Consider the following 18,745-nt stretch of genomic DNA (forward strand, 5'->3'; position numbering starts at 1 on the left):
CTCAATATTTTTGTTACTTTAAATTTACCATGGGGAAAATATCATTAATACTGCTAATTATTATCGCTTTCAATCCAATTATTGGCATTGGCTCTGAAAAAGTTTCCCCTGTTTCTTTACGTAAGCATTCTATTACGATAAATGGCGTTATTTCTGATACATCAAAATATGAAACCCAAATTCCTACGATTGCATGGATAGGTGTGCCTCAAAATCAATCAAGCCTTATTCGTTATCAAGAATTAAAAGCTTCAGGTATCACACAAAGCTTCTATCCGTTTACAGACGCCAATGCGGTTCAAACAGCAATCGATCTGGCTCAAAAGGCAGGAGTTAAATTATTTATTTCCTGCCCGGAACTTGCTACCGATCCAGAAAAAATTGTAAAACGTTTTATGAATCATCCCGCCATAGCAGGATACTACCTTGTGGATGAACCTGGAAGGGCTGCCTTTCCAACCCTGGCATTATTAGTAAAAAGAATAAGAGCTATTGATGATAAACATATGTGTTATATAAATCTTTTACCCAATGATGCTAGTATTACTCAGCTTGGCGTTAAATCTTACCAGGAATACTTAGATACGTATATAAAGGAGGTTCCGGTTCAGGCATTGTCTTTTGATCATTATCCTATTATGAGTACCACAGAACCGCTTCTACATGCTTTATGGTATAAAAATTTAGAGATGGTTTCCGAAGCGGCTAAAAAATCTCATAAACCATTCTGGGCATTTGCTCTTACTGTTGCTTTTACACCATATCCCGTTCCAACTTTGGGTTCAATAAGGCTGCAGGTTTACAGTGACTTAGCCTATGGTGCTCAGGCAATAGAGTATTTTACTTATTGGACCGTTTCTGATGGGGTAATACACAATTTCCATAATGCTTCTATTGCTATTGATGGAACAAAAACTGATGTATATGGAAAAATACAACAGATGAATAAAGAAATTAAGGGATTATCCGGTGTTTTTTTTGGGGCAAAAGTGATTTCTATAGCTCACACGGGAAATAGTATTCCTGACGGCACCAAACGCCTTAATCAACTTCCCAAACCTATTACAATGCTTAAAACTGATGGACTGGGAGCTGTAGTTTCTGTTTTAAAGAAAAATAGAGATTTATTTTTAGTTATAGTTAATCGTGATTATATAAATCCGATGATTTTGACAATAAAGTGTGCAAGAGGAGTTAGCAAAATTTTAAAAGACGGATCTTTAATCCCACAAGGTCCAGGGGGTAATAAAATTAAAATAGAGCCGGGTGACATTGCCATTTATAGATGGTCTGATAGGAAAAATTAGGATATATGATGTTTTAAAAAATACCATAATGGCTTCAAAAACTTTCTCATGTATAAATATGAATAAACTTATTTTTAAATGGCAGCTTTACTAATTTAGCAACATGGAAGAACAAAACGAAAATCAACTAAATATTGAGCTTTCTGAGGAAATTGCAGAAGGTATTTACTCTAACCTGGCAATTATAACGCATTCAAGCTCAGAGTTTGTGCTCGATTTTATCCGTGTTATGCCTGGCGTACCCAAAGCCAAAGTAAAATCAAGGATAATATTAACACCTGAACACGCTAAAAGATTATTAACGGCTTTGGAAGATAATGTTGAAAAATTTGAAGATGCTAACGGCCGGATTAAAATTCAGCAGGACCCATCCGGCTTTCCGATGAATTTTGGCGGTACAATGGGGCAGGCTTAATAACATCTGTTTAATATTATAAAATACTTTTAAAGAATTTAGCAAAACTTATGAAAAAAACAGCACTTATAACTGGAATAACCGGGCAGGACGGAGCATATTTAACCGAGCTTTTACTATCAAAAGGATATGAAGTTCATGGGATTAAACGCAGGAGTTCGTTGTTTAATACTGATAGAATAGACCATTTATACCAGGACCCGCACGAAGAAAACAAAAACCTGATCCTGCATTATGGCGATTTGAGCGACAGCACCAATTTAATACGTATTATTCAACAGGTTCAACCTGATGAAATTTATAATTTGGGTGCAATGTCACATGTTAAAGTAAGTTTTGACACCCCTGAGTATACAGCCAACGCTGATGGTATTGGAACTTTAAGAATACTGGAAGCAATAAGAATATTAGGATTAAGCAAGAAAACCAGGATTTATCAGGCATCAACTTCTGAACTTTATGGTTTAGTCCAGGCGGTTCCGCAATCAGAAACCACACCTTTTTATCCGCGTTCGCCTTATGCGGTTGCAAAACTTTACGCTTATTGGATAACTGTTAATTATCGTGAGGCCTATGATATTTTTGCTTGTAACGGAATTTTGTTTAATCATGAAAGCCCACTCCGCGGCGAAACCTTTGTAACACGAAAAATAACCCGTGCTGTAGCTAAAATTGCAATGAATTTGCAGGATAAGTTATTTCTTGGAAATTTGGATGCTCAAAGAGATTGGGGGCATGCAAAAGATTATGTGGAGGCCATGTATCTTATATTACAGCAGGAAATAGCCGAAGATTATGTAATAGCTACAGGCGTAACTACGCGTGTGCGTGAATTTGTTAGAATGGCTTTTAAAGAAGTTGGAATAGAAGTTGATTTTAAAGGTGAGGGAGCGAACGAAAAGGGATATGTTGTAAGTTGTAATAATCCTGACTTTTTGATTGAAATTGGTAAAGAAGTAGTAGTAGTGGATGAAAAATATTTTCGTCCTACAGAAGTAGAATTGTTAATTGGCGATCCTACAAAATCTAAAACAAAATTAGGTTGGGAGCCAAAATATGACCTGCAAGGTTTGGTTAGCGAAATGGTTGCTGCGGATGTTGATTTATTTAGAAGAGAAAAACTGTTAAAAGATTCGGGTTACGTTATTAAAAACCAGTTTGAATAAGAACTTATGGAAATAGGAGCAAAAATATATATAGCAGGGCATCGGGGCATGGTAGGTTCTGCAATCCATAGGAAATTAGTTAAAGAAGGGTACACCAATTTTATTACGCGCACATCAGACACGCTCGATCTCCGTAACCAGCAGCAGGTAGCCGATTTTTTTGATCAGGAAAAACCCGATTATGTTTTTTTAGCAGCTGCTAAAGTTGGCGGAATTGTAGCTAATAACACCTATAGGGCCGAGTTTTTGTATGATAACCTGCAGATTCAAAACAATGTTATCCATAACTCATACCTGAACGAAATAAAAAAGTTGATGTTTTTAGGATCAAGCTGTATTTACCCCAAGCTGGCTCCGCAACCATTAAAGGAAGAGTATTTACTTACTGGTTTATTGGAGCCTACGAATGAGCCTTATGCAATTGCTAAAATTGCAGGCATCAAAATGTGTGATGCTTATCGCGCACAATACGGGTGCAATTTTATATCTGTAATGCCTACTAACTTATATGGCTATAATGATAATTATCATCCGCAAAACTCACATGTATTGCCTGCTTTGATCCGCAGGTTTCATGAGGCGAAAGAGCATAGCTTGCCCGAGGTAACTATTTGGGGAACCGGTTCACCTAAAAGAGAGTTTTTATTTGCTGATGACCTGGCCTCCGCTTGCTATTATTTAATGCAGAACTACAATGAAGAGGGATTGGTTAATATAGGCACCGGCGAAGATATTTCAATTAAAGACCTGGCTTTATTAATTAAAGGAATTGTTGGCTATAATGGTCAAATACAGTTTGATACCACTAAGCCCGATGGTACCCCCCGGAAATTGATGGACGTTAGCAAACTTCAAAGTAAAGGCTGGAAACATACCGTTGAGCTGGAAGAGGGTATAAAAATGGCATACCAGGATTTTTTAAATAAACAAAAAAATAGTAGCGTTTAGGTATAAATAAACGTATTGTAGTTAAATTAAACGTTGCTATTAATACGTATGAAAGCGTAACAGGGCCCATTTATGTGTTTGTGTTTTTACCCCCTTGCTATTTAATACTGTTTCATTTATAACACAAAATAATTTTATTTGCTTATTTTCGCAGCAAATTAGTTAGTAACCTGCCTCGGTTTAGTATAAAACTTTATAGCTGGGATTTATATAAAATAATGAACAATTTTAAGATCTGCCTATTTTTACTCACTATCTTTTTTTGCCTTTTGGTTGTTAAACCAGCATCTGCTCAAACTATTCCACAAAACGCATCAAGCATTAATGTTGATGATCTTACCGATCAGCAAATAACACAGTTAATACTACAGGCTCAAAAGGCAGGGTTAACGGATGATCAGTTACTGCAACAAGCGCAGAGCAAGGGTATGTCAGGCATCCAGGTACAAAAATTGCAAAGCAGAATTAAAGACATCCGCAATAAAAACAAAAATGTTAAAGGGTCTTCATCAGATACCAGTGCAAATAATTTAAATATTTTAAATAAACGTAAATCAAATTACAAAGACACATTAGCAGATAGTACCATTAATAAACAGGATTTTTTTATAGATCTAAGGCCTAAAATATTTGGCGCCGACCTGTTTAGAAATAGCAAAGCCAATACTTTTGAACCTAATTTAAATTTAGCAACACCACTAAATTATATTGTTGGTCCGCAGGATCAATTGCGTATAAATGTATTCGGTAACTCTTTAGCTAACTGGAACCTTGATGTTTCGCCCGAAGGAAATATAAATATTCCGGGTGTTGGTATATTAAATGTTGCCGGCAAAACTATAGAACAGGCAACTGCAGCCATAAAAGGCAGACTGGCAGCAAATAATTACGCAATTGGCCGGGGGACGAGTGTGCAGGTTAGTTTAGGAAACATACGTAGTATTAAAGTAATCATACAAGGACAGGTAGTTAAGCCTGGAACCTACACGATGTCGTCATTGGCAACCGTATTTATTGCTTTGTATGCAGCTGGAGGCCCTAACGACGTTGGTTCATTCCGGCAAGTTGAAGTTATCCGGAATAATCGTATAGTTACACACCTGGATCTTTATGATTTTCTGATAAAAGGCAGTCAGAAAGATAATATCTCATTACAAGATCAGGACGTAATACGTGTGCCAACATATCGTATACGTGTTGAATTAAAGGGAGAAGTAAAAATCCCCGCGCTATTTGAAACATTACCTGGTGAAACAGTACAGGACGTGCTAAACTTTGCCGGCGGCTTTACTGATCAGGCTTATACAGCGCGTATTAAGGTTGACCAGGTTAGTGATCAGCAACGTAAGATTACCGATGTTTTTGAAAATGACTATAAAAACTATATTCCTTTACGTGGCGACAAATATACAGTTGCGAAAATCCTTGATCGTTATGAGAATCGCGTAACTATAAAAGGGGCGGTTTTCAGGCCAGGAGAATTTGAGCTGCAAAAAGGACTAACACTATCAAAATTAATAAATAATGCCGGTGGTTTAAAAGAGGATGCATTTGCCGGACGCGGAAGTATTATACGGCTTAACTCCGATAATACCACGCAACAATTATCTTTTAATGTTGCAGATGTATTGAATAAACCATCAGCCGATATCCTTTTACAAAGGGAAGATAGCGTTACAATATCTTCTGTTTTTGACCTTCGCTCCAAATATAATGTAACTATTAAAGGGGAGGTAAGAAAGCCAGGAGAGTTTTTGTATGCAGACAGTATGAAAGTTACCGATTTGATTATTAAAGCCGGTGGATTTTCAGAAGGAGCAAGCCCTAAGCGTATTGAAGTATCCCGCAGGACATTTAACAGCGATCCACATGTGCGGAATAGTGTGGTAGCACAAGTTTTCAGTGTAGACGTTAATTCAACGTTAAATGATGAGATCAGCTTTACACTTAAGCCTTTTGATATTGTATCGGTATATAGTTTACCTGGATATGAAACTCAAAAAACTGTTAAAGTTGAAGGCGAAGTGATCTATCCTGGTTACTATACCATTCAAAAGAAAAACGAAAAGATTTCGGATATAATTACCAGGGCAGGGGGATTAACTGCGTCTGCAGATATAGAAGGCAGTAGCTTAAAACGGGATAATGAGGCGGTACTCGGCGTTGATAAAACCAAAATAGATACGGCAGAATTAAACAAAGAACGAGCTTACCGTTCAAAACGACTGCAACGTGCTTTTAAAGACTCTTTGAATACCGATACTACCCAGTACCGGAATAATTATGTAGGTATTGACCTGAGGCAAATTTTGCAAAAGCCAGGTACCGGGGAAGATCTTATTTTAGAAAATGGTGATGTTTTAAGAGTGCCAAAGCAACAGCAAATTGTTAGAGTAAATGGCGAGGTGCTTTATCCAAGTGCTGTAGTTTATAGCAGTGGAAAGTCTTTCAAGGGATATGTATTAAATGCCGGAGGATTTTCGCCAAGGGCATTAAAACGTAGCGCTTATGTTGTATATCCTAATGGGACTGTTAAAGCAACAACTAAGTTCCTGTTTTTTAATGTTCACCCCCGGGTAAAGCCTGGAAGTGAAATTTATGTACCTAAAAAACCTATATCTAATAATAATACTGCCCAGGTGATATTAGGCTTCACCACAGGTTTAGCTTCACTAGGAGCTATTATATTAGGTATAATTAGCCTTCACAAGTAACTAAATAATAGATGTATAGACTATTATGAATAAAACAGATCAGGATAAGGCTTTAAATAATTCAGACGAGATTTCTTTGAAAGAACTTATCCTGAAAATACAGCGGTTGTGGCATTTTCTTTTATCTAAATGGATAATTATTTTAATTGCAGGTATAATCGGCGGAGCTATAGGATTAACCTATGCATTTTTTAAAAAACCGATTTATAAAGCCGAATTAAGTTTTGCACTGGAAGATGATAAATCATCCAGTTCGGGTGGCCTGGGAGCGGCTATGGGATTAGCTAATCAGTTTGGAATTGATTTAGGTGGAAATAGTGGGGGCGGAGCTTTCTCAGGTGATAATTTGCTGGAGTTAATGAAATCCAGATCAATGGTAGTAAATACCTTACTCATGCCATTGGATATCAAAGGAAGAAAACAAACACTTGCCGATTTGTATATTTCCTTCAATAATTATCGTGAAAAGTGGGGTAGAAACAATGTGTTGAAAAATATTCAATTTCTGCCAGATGCAGATCTCTCCAAATTTACTTTGCAGCAGGACAGTATTTTAGGTGTTTTCTACAAGGATTTAATTAAAGGTAATTTATCGGTAGATAAAGTTGATAAAAAGTTAAGCATTATTACTGTTAAGGTAACATCGGAAAACGAGTTGTTTTCAAAATACTTTGCCGAAATACTTACAAAAACTGTTTCAGACTTCTATATAAATACTAAAATTCGGAAGTCAGTTAATAATGTAAATATATTGCAACATCAAACTGATTCTGTTAGACGGGAATTAAATGCGGCCTTAACAGGAGTAGCCTCGTCAGCTGATGTTAACCCAAATGCAAATCCCTCCTTGCAAATATTACGAGTTCCTTCGCAGCGTCGCCAGGTAGATGTACAGGCTAATCAGGCAATATTAACCCAATTAGTAGCTAATCTCGAAATTTCGAAAGTATCATTACGAAAGGAAATACCTTTAATACAAGTAATTGACAAACCGATTTTGCCTTTGGAGAAAATTAGCTCGGGGAAGGTAATATTAATGGTAACATGCGGTATAATAAGCGTGTTTTTAGTTTCGCTACTTTTAATTTTCCATAAGACTATTAAGGCAATAATAGCATAAGTTAATAAACATAAATAATGAGTGAAATGAAGGTTTCGGCAATGGTGGTCGGAAGAAATGAAGGTGCTAAATTAGAAACATGCCTTAAGTCTTTATTTTTTTGTGATGAAATTTTGTATGGGGATTTAGATTCGGGTGATGATTCCGTTGAGATAGCTAAAAAATATAATTGTAAAATATATAAGTTTAAAACTTTTGGGCCGGCTGGCGAATATACTCAAGCAAAATTAATAGAATATGTTAAAAATGATTGGGTAATAACTATTGATCCAGATGAAGTCCTATCTGATATACTAATTACTGAAATAAAGCAGACTTTAATTACAATTGATTCAAATCCTAAAATTGGATCAATATCTGTACCCTGGCAATTTTATTTTGGAAAAAAAAAGCTAAAAGGTACTGTTTGGGGATATGCGAAGTGGAAAGAGATATTAGTTAATAAACACAGATTCGATTTTTTACCTGTAACTCACTATGGAAGGAAGCTTAAGCTTGGGTTTGAAGGCTTTTTTATACCTAATACTGGAAATAATGTTTTACATCATTATTGGATGGATAACCTTAAAAGCTTTATCGGAAAACACAGAAAATATCTGAAAGATGAAGGCCGTGACCGATATAATTTAGGACAGCGAACATCGCTTTTGCACATTACGGGTAGCTTTTTTTACCAATTTATTTATTGCTTTATTAATAAAAGAGGTTATAAAGACGGACTTGTTGGTTTCTTTCTCAGTCTATTTTGGACCTGGTACTGCACCTGTTCAAACATTTCTTTGTATTTAATAACTTTAAAATCTAATAGAGATAAAAATACTGCCTAATGAAATATCCGATATTTATTATTGGTACAATGTTAGTTTTAAATTAATTTATCTCCTTGAAATTATTAAATGTCAAAATTAAGTTGATTAATATGCATTATTGATGGGTACGATTAGAAAAAATTTTTTTTACAATTTAATTTTAACAATAAGTAATATAGTTTTTCCAGCTATTACATTTCCCTATGCATCTCGAATACTTGGGCCCGAGGGAATTGGAAAAGTACAGTTTGTAAATAGTTTTGTACAATACTTTATTTTTTTAGCGGCGTTAGGCATACCTGTTTATGGGATAAGAGAAGTAGCTAAGGTTAAAGATGACCCTATAAAACTGAAAGCTTTATTTACCACCTTGTTAATACTGAATTTTAGTACTGCTATTATAATTAGTATAATTTATTGTATAGCTGTTTTACTGGTACCAATGTTATTCGCTGACCGTGAATTTTACGCTGTAGCAATTTTAATGTTAAGCTTAAGTTTTTGCAATATAGATTGGTTTTTTTCAGGTTTAGAGCGTTTTAAGTTTATTGCTGCACGTTCCCTTTTTGCAAAGGTTATATTTTTAATATTATTATTTTTTTTAGTTAAGGGGAAATCTGACGCAATTTATTATCTTTTAGTTACTGTGGGAGGAGCTATCTTAAATAATTTATGGAATATTTATTCTGCAAGATCTTATATAGATTTCAAGTTATATAACTGGAGTGATACCAAAAAGCATTTAAAACCTTTATTATATATATTTAGTACTGTCGTAGCAGCAAGTATATACGCTTCATTGGATACTATTATTTTAGGTTTTTTAAAAGGATTTAAGGCTGTTGGATATTATGCATCAGCGTCTAGAATTAATAAAATTACTATCCCGTTTTTAACCTCATTAAGCACAGTTTTAATGCCTCAGATAGCCCATGCTTTTAAAAATAAGGAATTGGATAAGGTTCGATTTTTGCTGGATAAGAGTTTTGATTTTGTGATTATATTAGGTATCCCAATGACAATAGGGTTAATAGTATTAGCTCCTGAATTGGTTGTTTTGTTTTCTGGTCCTGAATTTTCTCCGGCTGTGTCTGCAATGCAAATAATGGCACCTGTTGTGCTTATCATTGGCTTGAGTACGGTATGGGCGGTGCAAATTTTAACCCCTACAGCCAGGGATAAGGAGAATTCTATTGCAGTTATTTGTGGGTTAATAGTTAGTGTTGCACTGAATTTTATACTGATACCTCGTTTTTCCTATTTGGGTGCTACTATTGCTAATTTATTTGCCGAATTATTTGTGATGTGCGGTTTCGCTTTTTTTGCTTCGAAAGTCATTAAACTTCGCTTTAACTTACGGCTTATAATCCAAACTTTACTATGTTCATTATTATTTATTCCTGTTCTTAAAATATTGAGATTTTATTTAAAAAATCAAAATATTAAGGTATGCATATTGGGGATGTGTTGCTGTAGTTTAGTTTATTTTTTCTTTCAGGTATTCATTTTTAAAAATGAATACCTGAAAGAGCAAACTAAAAGAATAGCTCAAAATTTTTACTTTTTATGATAGAAGAATTTCCTTTGGTTTCAATTATTACTGTATGTTATAACTCTGCAAAAACTATAGAACAAACTATTCAAAGTGTATTGCAGCAAACTTATAGAAATATAGAATACATTTTGATTGACGGAGTTTCCAATGATGGGACCTTAGACATAATTAAAAAATACGAACCTGTTTTTATTAAAGAAAAAAAAACATATAAATATATTTCAGAGCCCGATAAAGGAATATATGATGCAATGAACAAAGGCGTTACCTTAGCTCATGGTAAATGGATAGGCATAATTAATAGTGATGATTTTTACGAACAACGAACTATTGAGCTCGTAAACGATTGTTTTATCTCTAATCCTGATATTGACATAGTGCATGGAAACTTAAATTTTATTGATGAGGCTGGTAGATGTAAAATAGAAACGCCCAAAGAAGATATAAGTTTTTTAAGAACTACCATGATTGTGTTTCACCCCACCATTTTTATAAAGAAGGCCTTATATGAAAAATATGGATTATTTGATTTAAAATATAAACTGATAGCGGACTGGGAGTTGTTATTAAGGTTTTATGACAACAAAGCATTGTTTTTTCATTTAAATGAAACTTTATCAAATTTCAGAGGAGGGGGAGCTGGTTCTGGATTTAAGTTAACACATTTAAAAGAAAGATATAAGATTAGACATAAATACAATAAAAAAGTTTCTTTTTGGCTGGATTTTAAGGATGTTCTTATTTATATATATTTTAGGATATATTTTAAAAAGTCTTCTATGTAGTTTAAACTTTCTTAATAACTGAAAAAACTAAGCCAAATTAAAATCATTTGATACGTATGATTTTTTGATAAAGCTTTACCTATAAAATTGAATGATCTATTTCATTATATTTTTTTTTATTGCTTTTCTAAGCTTATTTACTCAAGCTAAATTACCCGGAAATTTATCTTTTCTCGTATTTTTTTTGGTGTCTTTAATCTTAATCTGCTTTGCGGGGTTTCGCGGTGATATTGAAGGTGATTATGAGAGTTATAAGGATATATTTCAGCAATCTATTAATCGTTACTCTGTAGATGCAAACATTGAACCAGCGTATTTTTATTTTAATAAACTGGTGCTATATATAGGGTTACCTTTTCAGGTAATTGTATTTTTAATGGCTGTTTTTTCTCTTCTGCCGAAGTTTTATTTTTTTAAAAAGCATTCAACTAATTTCGCCCTTTCTGTATTAATATATTATTCCACGGCTTATTTCATTTTTGATTTTATACAGATAAGGCAAGCTGTAAGTATTGCAATTTTTATATTCGCTCTTAAGTTTGTATATAAACGAAAATTTTGGCCTTATTTTTTCTGCATGATTGCTGCAGCTCAAATTCATGTTTCTGCTTTGCTAATTATCCCATGCTATTTTTTTGTCAATTTTAAATATTCTAAAACTGTTTTATATATCATTGTTGGTATATGTGCATTTATAAATATCTTTCAAATAACAGTTCCACTGGTTTCATTTCTTTTAAGTTTTATTCCAATTCCGGGGTTTGCTGATGCAAAACTGGCCTTTTATCAGTCGTCTACAGACTTTTCTATAGTTTCAATTAAACAATTAGTATTAGCAGTATTGTTTATTTTTATTAGAGGAAAAATTGATTCTGATGATAAATTGAATAATATTTTAGTTAATCTTTTTGTTACAGGCGTACTATTAACTACGTGTTTTAATGGAATGTCAGAATTGGCATTTAGGATTAAGTGGTATTTTTTTTGGACCGAGGCAATATTAATGATTAATGTAATTCAATTCATATCCAGGCATAGCTTAACATTCATTTACTTATCATATATCTGCCTGTTTATATTTTATGCGGTGAGTGTTAGTTCCATGTTAAATGAGTTTGCTTCCAGGGGACCGTATATATTTCCTTATAAATTATTTTTCCAGTAAAATTAATGAAGCGAGTAGTTTTTTTTGTAAATAGCATGCAGCCTTCAGGAGGTATCGAAAGAGTTATTGCTACTCTGGCTAACAAATTATCGGTAAAATTCGAAATCACCATTTTAGTTAAAGATGACGCCAAGTCATTTTATTCATTAAATAAGTCAATTAAGATCGATAGCATAAATAACATTTTGCACTTAAATATGCATAATAAGCTAAGTAGGATTTTTAATGTACTGAAGACAATATTTTCAACAAGTAAATCTTTACAGAATTATTTTGAGAAAAATAATTTTGATTATTACTACGTTACTCATCCATTAAGTGTACTGGAGTTTTATGTTGCTAAAATTAATCCTCAAAAAGTTATTATTTCAGAACATGCGTCAAAAGAACATTACAATATTATATATAGGGTAATAAAAAAATTATTATATAAACGTTGCCATGTCTACGTTGTTCCAACAATTGCTGATACCTTATCTTATAAAGAAGATGGAATTCCTGCAGTTACAATTCCGCACTTTAGGTCTGAATTACCTTATGTTAATGCCAATAAAAAAAATAGAATTGTATTAAATATTGGCAGATTCACAAGTGATAAACAACAACGGGTGCTCTTAAATGTCTGGAAAAAAATCATTTCAAATAAGGAATATTCAGAATGGAAGCTTTTTATAATTGGCTCAGGAGAACTGGAGGCTGAACTATATACTTTTGTAAGCGAAAATAATTTACAAGACACCGTGAAATTCTTCCCCCCTACATCTAATATTGAGGAGTATTATTTAAAAGCATCAATCTTTGCTTTAACATCCAGAAGTGAAGGCTATGGAATGGTGTTATTAGAAGCTATTTCATTTGGATTACCATGTGTTAGTTTTGACTGTCCATCAGGACCCAAAGACATTATACAGGACAAATTTAATGGATATTTAGTAAGTTTGGGCCGTGAAAAAGAATTTGAGCTACGGTTAACGGAACTCATGTATGATGGAAGGTTACAACAGGAAATTGGTCTTAATGCTTATAATAGTTCTCAGGCCTGGTCTGAAGAGATCATATTTAATAAATGGCTTGAAATTTTAAATTAATATGGATATATCTGTTATAATTCCCCTTTATAATTCTGAAAAAAGCATTGTAGAAGCTGTTGATTCAGTTGCTAAGCAAACTTACATCGCTGAAATTGAAATAATTGTAGTTAATGACGGCTCAACAGATAATTCGCTGCAAGCGCTTAATGATTACATTGAAAAGTATAACATTAAGAATGTCACTATTATTAACCAATTAAATGGAGGCGCCCAAAAAGCCAGGAATGCCGGACTAAGAATTGCAAAAGGGAATTGGATTGCGCTTTTAGATGCTGATGATTATTGGCATCCTACTAAGATGGAATTGCAAATGAAGATATTAAATAATAACCCGGAAATTGATTTTTTAGGTTGTAATAGAAACAATGAAAAAATAAAAGTTTTGTTTAGCCCAAAGGATAAATTTGGAAAGATTGATTTTAAGGATCTTTTTATTAAAACTTATCCACAAACTTCAACAGCTGTTTTTAAAAGTAATATTCTTGAGGATATAGGACTGTACGATGAAAGCCTCAGATACGGAGAAGATGGGGATTATTGGCTAAGGATTTGTGAAAAAAAGCAAATGTTTTTTATGCCTGAAAGTTTAGTAGTTACAGGGGGGGGCAAGCCCAATTTTGGTTTTAGTGGGATGACTTCCAAATTAAAAGAAATGGAACAGGGGAATCTCAAAGTACTTTACAAAAACTTCAAACTAAAAAAACTTAATTTATTCGAATATCTTTCTTTAAGGGTGTTTTATTGGATAAAATATATTAGAAGGGTATTGATTACTAATTTTCGATAAATGATATATAAACTTTATTGGGGTATAATGGCTCTTATTTATGCGCCTTTTTTCAAAAAGTTTTCGTTCCCATCTCATATTGGAGTGCCTATTTTTACTAAAGGGTTAAATAGAGTAATTATTGGTAAAAGAGTAAGGATACTTCCTGGCCTACGGATTGAAACGCATAATAATGGAACAATCACTTTCGAAAAAAACATTTCAATTGGGCAGAATTTTCATATAACCTCAGCTGATAATCTTATCATTGGGAGTAACACTACAATTTCTGGAAATGTTTTTATTACAAATATAGATCATGATTATCAGGAAATAGGAAAACCTATACTTGATCAAAAATTAATTATTAGGGAAACAAGAATTGGAAGTAACTGTTTTATTGGTTATGGCGCAGCCATTCAAGCGGGGACAATTTTAGGTGAACAATGCATTGTGGGGGCGTCTTCAGTTGTGAGGGGTAAATTTCCTGAATATTCAGTTATTGTAGGTATTCCTGCAAAAGTGGTAAAAAGGTATGATGTTGTTACAAAAACATGGGTTAAAACTAATCCGGATGGAACATTTAAATGATGCATAGAAAACTAAAGAACATTTTAATAACTGGTGGTGCGGGTTTCATAGGAAGTAATTTAGCTCTAAAGCTCCTTAAAAGAGGTTATAAAGTTACTGTTTTAGATAGTTTATCTCAACAAATACATGGGGACAATCCTATACTTACATCCCCTTTATTTCAGTCAATAAAAGATAAAGTTATTTTTATTGAAGGAACTGTTACTTCAAAGAATGATTGGGAAAAAGCAATTCATGGTCAGGATGTGATTGTGCATTTTGCAGCCGAAACTGGTACAGGCCAATCTATGTATGAAATACAAAAATATGTAGATGTTAACATTAACGGTACAGCAATAATGCTGGATATTTTAGCTAATCATCAGCACAGTATTAAAAAGGTTGTAGTTGCTTCATCTCGTTCTATCTATGGAGAGGGTAAATACAAAAGTGTTGAAAATGGTATTGTTTACCCCAAGCATCGCACTGCTTTTTATATGGATGCCGGTGATTATGAAGTTAAATACCCCGGTTGTAAACAGGCACTTGAACTAATTGCAACGGATGAAGAATCAAAGATACACCCTTCTTCTGTATATGGCATTACTAAACAGAATCAGGAACAGATGATTATGACGGTTTGCCCTACTTTAGGAATAGCTCCTGTAGCGTTTCGTTATCAGAACGTATATGGACCCGGACAGTCCTTAAAGAATCCATATACAGGAATATTATCAATATTTTCTACTCAAATTAAAAATGGAAACCCGATTAATGTTTTTGAAGACGGAAAAGAAACAAGGGATTTCGTATATATTGACGATGTAGTTAGTGCAACTATCCTGGGCATAGAAAAGATTGAGGCAAACAATGACCTTTTTAACGTGGGATCCGGTGTCTCGACTAGTGTACTTGCTGTGGCTGAAGAACTTGTAAAAAATTATAAAAAAAATGTACCTATTAACATTACTGGTAATTATAGGCTAGGCGACATTAGGCACAATTTTGCTGACTTAACTAAAATTAGAAAAATATTAGAATTTGAACCTGAAATCAGTTTTGAACAAGGAATAAAAAAATTCACAGAGTGGGTAAATACACAAGACGTTGAAAACGATAATTACGCCAGGTCAATTGAAGAAATGAAGTCCAGGGGCTTATATAAATAATAAAAAATGACTTTAGACATCATAAACAAAACTATTTTGCTTATTGCTCCAAAATACTTCAATTATGAAAAGGAAATTCAGAATGAATTAGAAAAGAGAGGAGCGGATGTATATTTTATAGATGACAGGATAAAAAACACTACGATAAACAAAGCGTTATTTCGTCTTAAAATTAAGACACATTTATCGCAAACAAGAGTGTTTAATTATTTTAAAACGAATTTAGAGAAAGTTAAAAATAAAAAAATTGATTATTTAATAGCGATTATACCCGAAGGTTTTTCAAGGGATATAATTAAATATTATAAAGCAGAGCTGAAGGATACAATTTTTATTCTTTATATGTGGGATAGTATTGATAATAGACCCTACATAATCGAAACTCTAAATCTATACGATAAAGCTTTTACATTTGATAAAAGCAATTCAGAGAAATATGGCTTAAAATTCAGACCATTATTTTACACAGAAGATTATAGAAAATTGGGGGAGTCAAAACCTGATTTTAATGGTGCGAAATACGATCTTTCATTTATTGGTACCGCGCATTCAGATAGATATTCTGTTATAAAAAAATTAATCGGCACATCTGCTAAGAAATTAAATACCTTTCTTTTTTTTTATTTACAACACCCTGTTTTAATTGTATATTATTATATGAATGACCCAATGTTCAGAAATATAAAAATAAAGGATATTTCTTTTAAAGGTTTGTTAAAGCACCAGGTATTATTGGTAATAAAAGATTCTGCTTGTATAATAGATATCAATCATCCGAAGCAAACCGGCTTAACGATTAGAACATTAGAAGTTCTTGGTGCAAAAAGAAAGCTTATTACCACAAATAGTGATATTTTAAGCTATGATTTTTATCATCCTGACAATATTTTTTTGATTAATAGGGAAAATCCAATTTTTGATGATTCCTTTTTAGCAAAGCCTTACAAGGAATTAAGTGAATCTATATATAATAAATATTCAATTTCAACATGGGTTGATGAAATCTTATCAATAAACAATAAATGAGTTTAGCTATTACGGGATTTTCAGGATTTGTAGGAAAGAATTTAGTTAATTACATGAATGAATTGCACATTAATGTATGTTTGTTTAGCCGAAATGACCTCCAAAATATAACTATTGATCAAAACATCAGTACTATCCTCCACCTTGCAGGTAAAGCTCATGATTTGAAAAAAACCTCTAATCCGGATGAGTATTACCAGGTAAACTATGAACTTACGAAGAAACTTTATGATGCTTTTCTAAAATCGAATGCTAAAAATTTTATTTTTATAAGCTCTGTAAAAGCAGTTGCTGATGAGGTACATGAAATTTTAACTGAAGATGTTGAACCTAACCCTCAAACCCATTATGGCAAATCAAAATTAATAGCCGAACAATATATTCAAAACCAACCTTTGCCTGCTGGTAAAGAGTATTATATACTTAGGCCCTGCATGATTCACGGCCCAGGAAACAAAGGTAATTTGAACCTATTATTCAAATTAGTAAAAAAAGGTATACCATATCCCCTGGCGGGATTTAATAATAAGCGCTCATTTCTAAGTGTTGAAAATTTATGCTTCATTATAAAAGAAATCGTAGAACGTGAGGATATTCCAGGAGGAATTTATCACGTATCCGATGATGAGGCCTTGTCAACAAATGAGGTTGTATCTATTCTGGCCTCTTCATTAAATGTAAAACCCAGGCTATGGAAAATACCCCCATCATTTATAAGGTTTTTTGCCCAAGCCGGTGATAGGTTTCATCTGCCTTTAACAACTGAACGTTTGAATAAACTTACAGAAAACTATGTGGTAAGCAATCAAAAAATTAAGCGAACCCTTAATAAAGAATTTCCAATCTCCGCTGTTAGTGGATTAATAACTACCGCCAACTCATTTAATAAAGATTGATCTTCACAATAAGTTAGCATCAATATTCTTACCAATCAAAAAACCGTTAAAAATGTTGAAAACTAGTTTGTTCTACTTGTTCTCTTATTAATTACTGATTTTCTTATTACTAATAGTTAAGCAAAATCATAATATCAATCCTTATTCGTTATACGATATTATTTGCTGCTAATTGATTTATTAAACTTAATTTTGCAGCTCTGATTTTTTAACTCTTGCATGAACATACTTCTGCTTCTACTTTTTTTTCTGATATTATTCGGTATTGAGATAGTTTATTTCCAAATAGCCGACAAATACAATATCATTGATCACCCAAATCACCGTAGTTCTCATACTGATGTAACAATAAGGGGCGGAGGTATAATTTTTAGTATTGCATTGTTATTGGGCCCCCTATACTTTGGCTGGGAGTACAAGTTTTTTCTTGCAGGACTCTGCTTAATCACCTTAATCAGTTTTATTGACGATGTTAGGCATATAAAAAAAAGAGTTAGGATAGTTTTCCATTTAATGGCAGTTGCTTTGTTATTCCAGCAGTTGCACGTTTACGATCTGCCATTTTATTGGATAATTGGGGGATTTGTTTTATTTATCGGAACCATAAACGCTGTTAATTTTATGGATGGAATTAACGGCATTACTGGTGGTTACAGCCTGGTAACACTACTTACCTTGTGTTATATTAATAGTAGTGTAATTTTATTTACAGATGAAAAGCTTCTTGTAATAAGTGTTATTTCAGTATTGGTTTTTAATTTTTTCAATTTCAGAATTAAAGCTAAGTGTTTTGCCGGTGATGTGGGTAGTGTGAGTATTGCTTTTATTATGCTTTTTTTTCTTTTACAATTAATTATTAAAACAAATGATCTCAATTATCTGTTGTTGCTGTTAATTTATGGCTTGGATTCATCCACAACAATTATATTCAGGATTTTAAGAAAAGAAAATGTCACCGAGGCGCACAGAACTCATTTGTATCAATTTTTGGTGAATGAAAAAAAGGCTTCACATTTAATGGTTGCTGCATTGTATATGGTTGTGCAGGGAGTAATAAATGTTATATTGATATGCTTTTTATCAAAATCTCCGGTAAGCTTTGCTTTGGCAATGGTTACAGCAACTTTAATATTTGTTTTAATTCGCTTAAAACTTGAGGGAAAACGCAGGCTTTTGAATATTGAAGAGTAGTTTTATTTCAATTAATATACGAATACTGTATAAGTTGATTACTTTTGTCACA

Annotated in this window: 17 protein-coding genes; all 17 read left to right on the plus strand. The window is 33.2% G+C overall.

All coding sequences use genetic code 11. The annotated features are described in order from the left end of the window. Positions 1-29 precede the first annotated feature (29 nt). The 17 genes from BUE31_RS19170 (at position 30) to BUE31_RS19250 (ending at position 18,693) form a co-directional block, all read left to right on the plus strand. Positions 30-1,307, plus strand: a complete 1,278-nt coding sequence (locus BUE31_RS19170; protein WP_143167180.1) for a beta-galactosidase — start codon at positions 30-32, stop codon at positions 1,305-1,307. Between the two features lie 103 nt (positions 1,308-1,410). Then, the gene (locus BUE31_RS19175; RefSeq protein ID WP_073405426.1) at positions 1,411-1,722 is read left to right on the plus strand and encodes a DUF3467 domain-containing protein; all 312 of its coding nucleotides are present in this window, start codon (positions 1,411-1,413) and stop codon (positions 1,720-1,722) included. Positions 1,723-1,772: 50 nt separating this feature from the next. Further along, the gene (gene gmd, locus BUE31_RS19180) at positions 1,773-2,888 is read left to right on the plus strand and encodes a GDP-mannose 4,6-dehydratase (RefSeq protein ID WP_073405427.1); all 1,116 of its coding nucleotides are present in this window, start codon (positions 1,773-1,775) and stop codon (positions 2,886-2,888) included. Positions 2,889-2,894: 6 nt separating this feature from the next. After that, entirely contained in the window at positions 2,895-3,836 is a 942-nt protein-coding gene (locus BUE31_RS19185; protein ID WP_073405428.1) for a GDP-L-fucose synthase, read from the plus strand. 218 nt (positions 3,837-4,054) lie between these two features. Beyond that, positions 4,055-6,550 carry an SLBB domain-containing protein gene (locus BUE31_RS19190; RefSeq protein ID WP_073405429.1) on the plus strand — a complete coding sequence of 832 codons (2,496 nt, stop codon included), beginning with the start codon at positions 4,055-4,057 and terminating at the stop codon, positions 6,548-6,550. Positions 6,551-6,575: 25 nt separating this feature from the next. Beyond that, positions 6,576-7,670 carry a Wzz/FepE/Etk N-terminal domain-containing protein gene (locus BUE31_RS19195; protein ID WP_073405430.1) on the plus strand — a complete coding sequence of 365 codons (1,095 nt, stop codon included), beginning with the start codon at positions 6,576-6,578 and terminating at the stop codon, positions 7,668-7,670. A 17-nt stretch (positions 7,671-7,687) separates the two neighbouring features. Beyond that, positions 7,688-8,497, plus strand: coding sequence for a glycosyltransferase (locus tag BUE31_RS19200; RefSeq protein ID WP_073405431.1), 810 nt, complete (start codon positions 7,688-7,690; stop codon positions 8,495-8,497). A gap of 103 nt (positions 8,498-8,600) precedes the next feature. Continuing rightward, the gene (locus BUE31_RS19205) at positions 8,601-10,049 is read left to right on the plus strand and encodes a flippase (RefSeq protein ID WP_073405432.1); all 1,449 of its coding nucleotides are present in this window, start codon (positions 8,601-8,603) and stop codon (positions 10,047-10,049) included. Continuing rightward, positions 10,046-10,819, plus strand: coding sequence for a glycosyltransferase family 2 protein (locus tag BUE31_RS19210; protein WP_073405433.1), 774 nt, complete (start codon positions 10,046-10,048; stop codon positions 10,817-10,819). Before BUE31_RS19205 ends, BUE31_RS19210 begins: the two co-directional genes overlap by 4 nt. A gap of 91 nt (positions 10,820-10,910) precedes the next feature. Continuing rightward, positions 10,911-11,984, plus strand: a complete 1,074-nt coding sequence (locus BUE31_RS19215) for an EpsG family protein (RefSeq protein ID WP_073405434.1) — start codon at positions 10,911-10,913, stop codon at positions 11,982-11,984. A 5-nt stretch (positions 11,985-11,989) separates the two neighbouring features. Then, on the plus strand, positions 11,990-13,072 hold the full coding sequence (locus tag BUE31_RS19220) for a glycosyltransferase family 4 protein (protein ID WP_073405435.1): 1,083 nt from the start codon (positions 11,990-11,992) through the stop codon (positions 13,070-13,072). 1 nt (position 13,073) lies between these two features. Beyond that, positions 13,074-13,862, plus strand: coding sequence for a glycosyltransferase family 2 protein (locus BUE31_RS19225; protein WP_073405436.1), 789 nt, complete (start codon positions 13,074-13,076; stop codon positions 13,860-13,862). After that, entirely contained in the window at positions 13,863-14,432 is a 570-nt protein-coding gene (locus tag BUE31_RS19230; protein ID WP_073405437.1) for a DapH/DapD/GlmU-related protein, read from the plus strand. Then, positions 14,429-15,580: an SDR family NAD(P)-dependent oxidoreductase gene (locus tag BUE31_RS19235; RefSeq protein WP_234997864.1), complete on the plus strand. Its 1,152-nt coding sequence runs from the start codon at positions 14,429-14,431 to the stop codon at positions 15,578-15,580. The genes BUE31_RS19230 and BUE31_RS19235 overlap by 4 nt, the downstream gene beginning before the upstream one ends. A gap of 6 nt (positions 15,581-15,586) precedes the next feature. Beyond that, positions 15,587-16,606, plus strand: coding sequence for a WaaS/CpsH family glycosyltransferase (locus BUE31_RS19240; RefSeq protein ID WP_073405439.1), 1,020 nt, complete (start codon positions 15,587-15,589; stop codon positions 16,604-16,606). Beyond that, positions 16,603-17,502, plus strand: coding sequence for an NAD-dependent epimerase/dehydratase family protein (locus BUE31_RS19245; RefSeq protein WP_073405440.1), 900 nt, complete (start codon positions 16,603-16,605; stop codon positions 17,500-17,502). The genes BUE31_RS19240 and BUE31_RS19245 overlap by 4 nt, the downstream gene beginning before the upstream one ends. 219 nt (positions 17,503-17,721) lie before the next feature. Further along, positions 17,722-18,693 (plus strand): MraY family glycosyltransferase, encoded by a 972-nt coding sequence (locus BUE31_RS19250; RefSeq protein WP_073405441.1) that lies wholly within the window; start codon positions 17,722-17,724, stop codon positions 18,691-18,693. Positions 18,694-18,745: the final 52 nt, after the last annotated feature.

Source organism: Mucilaginibacter sp. OK098, from assembly GCF_900142915.1.
In the GTDB taxonomy this organism is placed as follows: domain Bacteria; phylum Bacteroidota; class Bacteroidia; order Sphingobacteriales; family Sphingobacteriaceae; genus Mucilaginibacter.